This is a genomic window from bacterium (assembly GCA_036382775.1).
Taxonomy (GTDB): Bacteria; Hydrothermota; Tepidihabitantia; order SM23-42; family JAOAFX01; genus DASVHD01.
In genome coordinates, this window is record DASVHD010000044.1 from 1 (window position 1) to 8,977 (window position 8,977).

The window sequence follows — 8,977 nt, forward strand, 5'->3', positions numbered from 1 at the left end:
GGATAAGAATTGGGTTTCGATTCCCTACAATACCAGTTATGCGAATGCTTCGGATGCCTACACGGATATTGGGATTAGCGTATGTTATGGGATCCGGAAATTGGATGCGGTGACGCAGTTATATACAACCTGTTACTGGGATAGTGATCTGGAGATGTTCATCAATGATTATCCGGTGGTATTGGGTATTGCTTATGAGGTCTTAGTAAGTACCGACGCGGTATGGACGCCAGATGTGTATACGAACCGTGGTACTGATATTGTTTCGGTGCCGGTCAAGGAGCGGTCGGGTACGATGGCGGTGATCATGGAGCCTGATTGGTCAATGCTTCAGAACGAGGAAAAGATGAGTGTTGTTTCGGATCGTCAGCCGTATTCAATCCGGGGTCGGATCAAGGGTGAGACATCGGGATTGGCGATGCGTTGTTATATTTTGTCCCGTCCGGATGAGTTACTGACCGAGAGCGTACAGGCTTGCGGTATCAGGAGCGGCAATAGAAATACGGTGTGGTGGGCGGAGCTGGGCAATCTGCTGAGTCCGTGGCGTGTTGGGGATGAGGTGGTGGTATTGCTGAGCAAGGAAGGTTATTACGGTATAGTGCGATACCAGCTGGACAACAAAAGCGACATGGTGAAGCTGCCGGACATTACTCTTAGCGCGGTGCCTGAAATTGAGATAAAGCAGAGCGTGGATGGCGGTATGGAATTAAGCTGGCAAGCGGTGAATGATCCATTAGTGATCGGGTACAGCGTGTACCGGATATCAGATGATCAGACCTATGAGCGGTTGAATAATGAGATCATCAAGGGGACGTCCTTTACCGTGAACAATGCGGCGATCGACGGTCGGTTTGAGTTACGGCTTGTGTTTGCGGGTGGCTGGGAGTCGGGCTTTTATACCGCGGTTGTGGATAAGGTCGCAGACGGTGTGCAGACTGATGGTGATGTAAGGATTCCAGTGGCATTTGCGCTAGATCAGGCGAAACCAAACCCCTTTGTCGGTCAGACCGAGATCAGTTTTACGGTGGCGCAGACCCGGTCGGTGGAGTTGAAGGTTTATGATATCGCGGGCAAGCTGGTGCGGACCCTGAAAAACGAGGTGCTGGAACCGGGTTATTATACCTGCACCTGGAATGGCTCTGATGATGCGGGAAGCGCGCTGCCAGCCGGTGTTTATTTCGTTGAATTAAGGACCGGTCACGGAAAATATACAGAGAAAGTGATCATGAAAAGATAGAAACTCCTAAATCACTGCGAAAATCGAAAAGTCCCCTTGGTTTTATGGGGGACTTTTCATTGGTGATCAGTAAATGATTATTTTCCTAAATGCCGACCGGGTAGTTTTGAAAAAATAAACCCCGCGCGGTACATCAGGGATCCTTATTTCGGTGACTTTCTTCCACTGGGTTATCCTCGCGCCGGTGATCGAGTAAAGCGCATAGTCACCCAAAGGCAGTTTAAGACAGGCGCCTTTTTTAATGACCGTCGGCAGGGTGTTCGACCCATTTATTCTTATGGCTGATTCCTCTATGCCGTACCACGGCGTGGCTTCGAATAGCGCGATGCTTGCCGGCGCAAAATCATAAGTCAGATAAGTCCAGCCCTGACGCACGCTGTCCGGAAACATCGTACCATGATCGACAATACCGGTCGTGCCGTTATACGGCGCGGCAAGCGGCGCATTGTTGGTTATGTCGTAATAATGCATGACCACCAGCGTATCTTTTATTTTTAAAGACATAGTGTAGGTGGTATCGAGACTCTTATTGACTATTACCATCGCGTATTTTCGGTCCGAGGACCGTTTTGACGCCCAGCATTCAATGCCGTATCCAGAATTTTTCTGGTTTGAGGATGAATAGATGAGCGTATCACCGAAATAAGTGTTGTACAATTCAAGCACGTGCGATGGCATGCGCCGGCTTACCGTGTCACCGCGGATAATGCCGAAATAAGGAAAATCAGAGCTCGACGGGCTGCCTTCATGGATGCTGTAAACGCCTGCCATTGGAAGCCCGGCGTGCATCCAGTGGCCGATACAATCCGCTACAAAAAGACCGCAGAGGTAGTTCCACCAAAACCGGTCGGGTATCATAATGATGCCGGCGTTATACTCAAGCACGATCGTCTTTATGGAACCGGCACCGATCGCGTTTAAAGAATCGCGGAACATTTGCACATAGGACTCAGCCGGAAAGATCGTATCGGTTCGCATTAACGCTTGAATGTAAGCCGTTGTGTCCATGATCGAATCCCATGCGAAGTAGGGATAATAATGGACGTCAAGGTAATCCAGGCGGTCTATGTTGGGCTGGACGACCGGTCTGACCCAGGCAGGGTTCCCGGCGATCGAAAAAATGAATTCCAAGGGTATGGGACTGTTACTATCCATCTCGTTGGTATACAATGGAATAAGGTCTGAAAATGTCTGCGCCGTCCAGAATGTCGAATCGTCCCATGCCCAGCTGGAAAAAGGTAACAGGAAATGACGGTAAAATGTCCAGTAGCCAAAAGGCGGCACAGGGAACTGCCCACCCGCGATATCCGGTTCGTTGCCAAGGCTCCAGATCTTGACGTTATACGGCGCCGGGTGCCCGCGCTGAGCGCGCAGATGGCCCATCGGGGTGGTCGTGTCGCCGTTAGCGTATTCAACCATCCTCCCCGCGAGGTAGATGTCAGATGTCTGCATGTTCACGGTCAGGATCGGCTCGGCATCGATCGCTTCGCATAACCGCAGGAAAGAATCAACACCAAAATTTACCTGGATCGGAATAATAAAAGTATCGACGAAATCAAGATACATCAGACCGCCGAACGAATCCGCCTCCCAGTTTAGATATTCAGCACCAATACCGCCGAAACGGAGCAGGGATGGTTTCGTGGCAGCGATCAATGGCTGGGTTTGACCGAGGGGAGAGAAGGACGCGGTCATCTCGTCGCCGGATCCGAACACATAACGTGAGATGGGGATTTTCGCCGTATCAGGCCTAACAGCGATCTCGCCTGAAACCTGGGAAAATAGAATGATTGCGACTATATGCGATAGCATTTTATTTTTTTATTGGTCAATTACATAATAACACAATTACACCCTCACCCCTACCCTCTCCCTTCCTAAGGGAGAGGAATAAGGTGAGGGTTTAGTATTCAATGTTGCCTTCGAGGGAGAGGGTAGATTGGGGTTGTATCACGGTCGGTACCGCAGGGGACAGGTCAGGCAGCGGTTGGCTTCCTGGACCATCATGTCTTTTTCCGCCATCTGTTCTACCTGTTTGAAATCTTTCAGGCGTCTTGAAACTTCTCGATGGGGGATCGTCATGCGCGGTTCGTTGTTTAGTTTAAGCATTTTGACCGCAGCCGGAAGGTTCACATCTTTTTGCAGCCACCTGAAAATACCGGGAACCTTGCGAATGTCCTGGTCGATCTGGCGCGCCGCCTCCAGTCCATGCCCCACGGCATGGGCAAGGGTCTGAGGACCAAGCACCGCGTCGCCGCCGGCATAGACTTTTGCATGGTTTGTCCGGTAATTTTTACTGTTGATCGTGACGCGGTCGTAGCTATCGGTTTTCACTAGAGTTTTTAGGAATTCTGTGTCCGGCTGCTGACCCAGCGCGCAGACAATGTTGTCTACTTTTACGCTGAACTCGCTTCCCTTTACGACATTGACCGGTCCGCGTCTGCCATCCGGGCATTCGGTCTTCGCCATCATGATGCTGTCATGGACGCAGCCTACCGGCATGGTCAGTGGTATCACTTCGATGCCTTCATCCATTGCCGCCCGCTTGTTTTCTTCCTCGCTGGGCATATCTTCGACGCGCCGGCGATAGTAGATCTTAACATCATGACCAAGCCGCTTCAGGCTGCGGGCAACGTCGATCGCCGTATTACCGCCGCCGATAACACCGACCTTGCCGAGATCGAACTTTTCGCCGTTCTTGATGCGTTGGAGGATGCTGAATGCGTCGAGTGATTTTTCCTCGCCGGGGACGCCAAGATGCTGTTGTTTCCATGCGCCGACGGCGACAAAGACCGCCTGATAATCGTTCAGGATATTATCGAATGGCACATCCTTGCCGATCTCGGTGTTATAATTGAACTTGATATTTTCGTTGGCCAGTATGTTGATATCTTCATTGAGGACCTTGACCGGCAATCTAAATTCCGGGATAAGGGCAAGCGGTATACCGCCGGCTTTTTTCGCCTTTTCATAAACCGTGACCTCGTAGCCTTTAGTCGAGAGATAATAAGCGGCGCTCATGCCGCAGGGACCGGCGCCGATAATGGCGACCTTTTCCGGCCGTTTTTCTTTTAACTCCTTGACGCCCGCGGGTTCGTCCATGGCCGTGCCATGCTTGAGATATCTTATCGCGACCGAACTGTCAACCACGCGCCGCGTGCATTTTTCCTCGCACGGCGCCGGACAGATCAGCCCCAGTACCTTGAAGAACGGGATGAACGGATATTTCCACGATGCGCCGGATCCGATCTGGTTCAGGTATACCCATGGCGCCACGCCCGCCGGGCATGCTTTTTCGCAGGGCGCCTTGTTGTAGTTCGCGCCCTTGTAGGCGTCGAATATGTTGTACAGCCACACGAGCGCCCAGGCCGCGAGGATCCCCCAGAATCCCTGATTAAGACCGGTCCAGACGATCTTCAGGATGATGATCGTGCCGTAGAAGATGATGAAAAACCAAAGCCCAGTCCAGAACCTGCCGGATATTACTTGTCCTAAGCCGACAATGAAAAACGACAATATCGCGGCCAGCAGTCTTTTGTTGGTGCCGGTGTTATTAGATGCCATATTTCAGCGCCTTTGATGGACATTTGTAAACGCAATCCAGGCAGCGGATGCAATCGATATGATTCTGCTGTTTGTACACAGGAACGTCCATGGGGCAGACGTTCTGGCAGGAGCCGCATTCCCGGCACTTGTCCTTATTCAGTCTCAGTTTCGTGAAACTGAAGCGGTTGAAAACGGAGTAGACCGCGCCGATAATGCACATGGAGCGGCAGAAAAATCTTTTCATTGTGATCGAAGCGAGGATGATAAAGATAAAAATGCCGATCTTCATGTAGTAATGCCAGCCGATCAGCGCTCTTAGATCCCCGGTCTTATCGAATAGGACCAGCGGGAAACCGGCGATCAGGAGACCGTCGGGGCAGAGCTTGCAGAACCATGGTTCGCCGACCTTGTAAACGACCAGCCCGGCGACAATGACCAGGACCGCGTATTTGAAAAATTTAAAGAACACGGGCATCCGCATTTTAAACGACCTGATCTTGAAAAGCAGGTCCTGGAACAGTCCGAAGGGGCAGATCCAGCCGCACGCCATCCTGCCGACCGCGGCGCCGACCGTGCCCAGGATCCCCAGTACAGCCCAGGGAATAAGCTGGAGCCCGATAAAATGCTGCAAACCACCGGCCGGGCAGCCGTACATGGCGGTCGGACAGCCCCAGCAGTTCAGTACGGGCCAGCACACTCTTTTCATTGGACCCTGATATATGCCGCCTTTATAGATAGCCGGGAAATAACCGTTGACTATGAACGTGGCGAGGATTTGTATAATGCGCTTCATGGTTATTCTATCCCCATGCACGAAAGGCACATCACCGACCCGGTCGACTCGATCTCGGTGAACTGGTCGAGTTTGCCGCCATAGATAATGCTTGCCACAAAAATGATCGCCAGGATTATTGCGAAGATGATCCGTTTCATTGAACCTCCGGTTCCTTAAATACTAATACCTAAATCCTAAACAAATTCTAAATTCGATATTCAAAATGCACCCCCTCCCTTGCCCTCCCCCATCAAGGGGGAGGATTGAGGTAGGATTGTTGAGTTTTGGATTTGGTACTTTGGAAATTCGGGTTTGTTTAGTATTTGGTGCTTAGGATTTAGGATTTTCACTGATTCTAATCAGAAGAGACTTGTTAACACGACCTTGATGCCCTTGAACGGCGATTCCCAACGGCATACACCGCCCATGCAGACGAGACCGCCCTTTTCGGCGCCGACTCTGATCCTCAGGTTGTGGCGATTCGATATGTCAATGGACAGCTGGGCAAGGGGCCACTGCGTTTCATCGCTGATCTTTTCGACCAGCCATTCGGGTACGCGATTACGACGCTCATAGCGGAGGGTGAAAGCGAATAATTCAGGTTTGCCAATGGAAAAGGAGATCGCTTGATCATTATAGTCGCTAGTGTCGGCAGTAACCAGGTCGAGCTCATAATCGCCTTCCAGATAGAACGAGCCCAGATCATACGAAAGGTCGACATAGGGCTTGAGCTCGGTCTTTGATTCGACCGGCAGTTCGATGCTGTCTTTTACTAATCGGTCCACGCTGACCGTGAACTCGGTCTGAAGGTTGGGATGCGTGATGATCTTCAGGATCTGTTCATCAACACCGGTCGTCCCGAAACGCCATAAATCGGAAGACTCACCCGTTCGGCTGTGCGTCCTCAGGCTATTGAAATGGAGCTCCCCGGACAGGAATTCGAAGGGTGAAGCGACCAGCGATATACCAAATCCCTTTTCATCATTGCCGCGGTTAACCCCGATCCCTGATTTTATCGGGTTTGGCGGTTCATTATAACGGTAGCCGATACCGCCGACATCGATCGAATCGTAATCCATGTATTGCAGGGTCAGACCGAGTCCGCTGATCGCAAACCCGGCAGAACCATAAAACGCATCGCCTTTGATCCTGCCACCGAAGACCGGCATGCAACCGAGGAGTCGCGCGTATTCAAAATAAACATCACCAGGACCATAGCTCACACCAATATTACCGCCAAAGAGCTCGGTGAACGCCTGCGGCGTCAAGTCGTTCTTGCGGTTGATCCGAACATAGCGTCCGGCAAGAACGGTCTTCGGCAGTAACCGCGTTTCCAGGTTCGCGCCACGTATCTGGTCCGCGGTGACCGTGTCGTTTTTTACCTTATAAGTATTCTGCTCGAAGAAAAGGTTGCGAGGGCGCCCGGTCAGGGCGGTCAGGGTGCTTTTATAGAATTTGATGTCGCCTCTTGCGCCAAACAGTGAATTATCATTCCTGAAGTCCTCGTCAAGAAACTGGTTCAGGCACAATCCGCGGCCAAAGGTCGTATAATATCTTCCATATGTAACGTTGACCGGATCCTTGGTGTAAAGCGCCGTGTAGTCGATATACCCGTATTTTTTTCCGACAAAAAGCGACGGATCCCACTGAAACAGGACGCCTTTGAGCGTGATGTCGCCATAATAAGCGGCTAGTTTCAGCTTATCCTCAAAGTGTTCACGGTAGTTGCTGTCTGCCTGCACGCTCTCCGGCTGGCTTTCCAGGAAGAGCCAGTACTCGGCCCGGTTGGAACCGGTGATCCTTATCTCCTTCGCTGGCGTAAAGGAAATTGCGCTGATTACAGTGATTAGAAACAGAAGATTACAGTGATAAAAAATTCCACGGCGGGATATCATTCCTGCCCGCCGGATTCAAAAAGCTCCCGCATTTTTTCCACAATCTTCTTTTCATCTCCCATCTTATAGCCCTGGTGCACGAACACGATCTTTTTGTCCTGGTTGATGATGAAACTGGACGGCATTGCCTGGACATTGAACAGGTCGCGCATTACATTTTCAGGGTCAAGCACGACTACATACTCCCATTTATGACTCAGCGCGAACGGCTTGACCTTGGGCACGGACTGCGCCTTGTCCTGGCTTATGGCGAGCAGATTGACGCCCAGGGAATCGAATTCATCAAAGTAAGGGATCATCGCATCAAGCTCTTTGATACACATTTTGCACCACAGCGCCCAGAAGCTCATAAAAACGGGCCCTTTGGCGAGCAGGGAATCAAGGATCACTGGATTGCCGTCAACGTCCTGCAGGCTGAAATCCGGGGCGTCGACCACTTCGGTTTCCGCCGCGTACATCACGACTACCGATGCGAACAAAAGAATGATCAATAATTTTTTTGCGATCATTTAATACCTCCTAGAATTTTGTGGTAATAGCCTGTAAAATTTCTTTGGTATCCAGATTTTGCGCGAACGCGACCGCCCTGAGCTTATCGACGATCAGGCTGTGCGTAAAGTTTATGGTCGTATCAAGAGTGTCCGGATACACCAGGTTGAGGGGAAAAGAGAAAAACTGAAAGCACACATAATTGAAGTTCTTCAGGTTGCCGTCGACACTGTCCTGGCAAATGGCCAGGCAACCCACGATATTATTTCCCGGCAGCGTATCCGCTGTTACGAACCTGAGATCGACGCTGCCAAATGCGCTGTCGGCGGCCGCTGTCATCTCAAGGTTAAAAAACGGCGTATCTGTTTTGGCTGCTTCAATGTATGGCTTGAATGTCTCGTAATAGTTCCCGGCTGGATAAATGCTGTCGGTGCCGTCGAATATGACTGCCGGGTCGGACGTGATCGTGTAGAAAGTCCTCCGTTCATCGTTGACCAGTGATGGACTATAGTTGCCATTATATGAGATAAGGGCTAACGACGAATCGGTAAATTCCTTGCTGAGACTATCCAGTGCTTGCTCCGCAAGCAAACAGAACCCTCAGTTATCTTGTGTGAACAGTTCGGCCAATACGACTCGGTCAGTCGGCTCCGGAAAGTCAACCAGCGGCGCTTCCGAGCAGAAGATGCATAGCGTTAGTATCGATATTGGCGCTATTTTCAGTAGTTTTTTCATAAGCATTATTATACTTAAAACTCTTTTTCTGTCAAGGGATATCAAAACAAACGGGACTCCGAATTGGAGTCCCGTTTGGACAATTACCGTTCGTTATTCGTTTATTTCACCACGATCTTGCCCGAGGTCTTGAGCCGCGCGCTGTCAAAGCGGTAGAAGTAAACGCCCGATGTCACGCGCGCGCCGGTATCGTTCCTCAGGTCCCAGGTTACAGTTTCCTGGTTGCCCGTAGCAATACCATTGAACGTGCTGATCCTGCGGCCCATGTTGTCATAGATGTTCAGCGTGTAGGAAAGACCC

The 8,977-nt window shown here is 50.8% G+C and carries 9 protein-coding genes; 1 reads left to right on the forward strand and 8 read right to left on the reverse strand.

Translation table 11 applies throughout. The features are described from left to right. Positions 1-1,237 (forward strand): FlgD immunoglobulin-like domain containing protein (locus VF399_11125; GenBank protein ID HEX7320892.1); only part of this gene is annotated, 1,237 nt, incomplete at its 5' end. Between the two features lie 66 nt (positions 1,238-1,303). On the opposite strand, the gene VF399_11130 is transcribed toward VF399_11125, so the two are convergent. The 8 genes from VF399_11130 to VF399_11165 form a co-directional block, all read right to left on the reverse strand. Next, positions 1,304-3,049 carry a hypothetical protein gene (locus VF399_11130; protein ID HEX7320893.1) on the reverse strand — a complete coding sequence of 582 codons (1,746 nt, stop codon included), beginning with the start codon at positions 3,047-3,049 and terminating at the stop codon, positions 1,304-1,306. A gap of 138 nt (positions 3,050-3,187) precedes the next feature. After that, positions 3,188-4,801 carry an FAD-dependent oxidoreductase gene (locus VF399_11135; GenBank protein HEX7320894.1) on the reverse strand — a complete coding sequence of 538 codons (1,614 nt, stop codon included), beginning with the start codon at positions 4,799-4,801 and terminating at the stop codon, positions 3,188-3,190. After that, the gene (locus VF399_11140; protein HEX7320895.1) at positions 4,791-5,576 is read right to left on the reverse strand and encodes a 4Fe-4S binding protein; all 786 of its coding nucleotides are present in this window, start codon (positions 5,574-5,576) and stop codon (positions 4,791-4,793) included. Before VF399_11140 ends, VF399_11135 begins: the two co-directional genes overlap by 11 nt. 2 nt (positions 5,577-5,578) lie before the next feature. Further along, positions 5,579-5,716: a hypothetical protein gene (locus tag VF399_11145; protein HEX7320896.1), complete on the reverse strand. Its 138-nt coding sequence runs from the start codon at positions 5,714-5,716 to the stop codon at positions 5,579-5,581. A 201-nt stretch (positions 5,717-5,917) separates the two neighbouring features. Then, on the reverse strand, positions 5,918-7,453 hold the full coding sequence (locus tag VF399_11150; GenBank protein HEX7320897.1) for a DUF6029 family protein: 1,536 nt from the start codon (positions 7,451-7,453) through the stop codon (positions 5,918-5,920). Further along, complete coding sequence (locus VF399_11155) at positions 7,450-7,962, reverse strand: TlpA disulfide reductase family protein (protein ID HEX7320898.1); 513 nt, start codon at positions 7,960-7,962, stop codon at positions 7,450-7,452. The genes VF399_11150 and VF399_11155 overlap by 4 nt, the downstream gene beginning before the upstream one ends. Positions 7,963-7,972: 10 nt before the next feature. Further along, positions 7,973-8,533 (reverse strand): hypothetical protein, encoded by a 561-nt coding sequence (locus tag VF399_11160; GenBank protein HEX7320899.1) that lies wholly within the window; start codon positions 8,531-8,533, stop codon positions 7,973-7,975. 245 nt (positions 8,534-8,778) lie between these two features. After that, on the reverse strand, positions 8,779-8,977 hold a 199-nt coding region (locus VF399_11165), incomplete at its 5' end, for a T9SS type A sorting domain-containing protein (GenBank protein ID HEX7320900.1).

Coding starts and splice junctions, on each gene's coding strand:
- VF399_11130 (HEX7320893.1), bottom strand. CDS start 3,049: ATGCTATCGCATATAGTCGCAATCATTCTATTTTCCCAGGTTTCAGGC.
- VF399_11135 (HEX7320894.1), bottom strand. CDS start 4,801: ATGGCATCTAATAACACCGGCACCAACAAAAGACTGCTGGCCGCGATA.
- VF399_11140 (HEX7320895.1), bottom strand. CDS start 5,576: ATGAAGCGCATTATACAAATCCTCGCCACGTTCATAGTCAACGGTTAT.
- VF399_11145 (HEX7320896.1), bottom strand. CDS start 5,716: ATGAAACGGATCATCTTCGCAATAATCCTGGCGATCATTTTTGTGGCA.
- VF399_11150 (HEX7320897.1), bottom strand. CDS start 7,453: ATGATATCCCGCCGTGGAATTTTTTATCACTGTAATCTTCTGTTTCTA.
- VF399_11155 (HEX7320898.1), bottom strand. CDS start 7,962: ATGATCGCAAAAAAATTATTGATCATTCTTTTGTTCGCATCGGTAGTC.